We start from the raw sequence: 266 nt of genomic DNA, 5'->3' as shown, positions 1-266 counted from the left end.
TATCCCGTAGTGGCGGAGAGCGCTTTCGTTGATCCGACGGCTATTCTGTGTGGCCACGTGATTGTTGAAGATGATGTATTCATCGGACCGTACGCTGTCATTCGTGCTGACGAAACCGATGAGAACGGCGAGGTCGAACCGATACGGATCGGCAGAGGATCAAATATTCAGGACGGCGTCGTCATTCATTCGAAAGATGGCGCGGCCGTCACGATCGGGTCGAGAACCTCGATCGCGCATCGTTCGATCATTCATGGGCCGTGCAC

General features: G+C 54.9%; 1 protein-coding gene. It reads left to right on the top strand.

The features are described 5' to 3' along the window. Positions 1 to 266, top strand: a 266-nt coding sequence (locus HK23_RS14135) for an LbetaH domain-containing protein (protein WP_475638744.1), incomplete at both ends; no start/stop codon positions are given.

The sequence above is a fragment of the Acetobacter malorum genome (assembly GCF_002153605.1).
GTDB classification, from domain to species: domain Bacteria; phylum Pseudomonadota; class Alphaproteobacteria; order Acetobacterales; family Acetobacteraceae; genus Acetobacter; species Acetobacter malorum_A.
The sequence above is the reverse complement of the archived record's forward strand: the minus strand, read 5'-3'. Positions and strand labels throughout refer to the sequence as shown.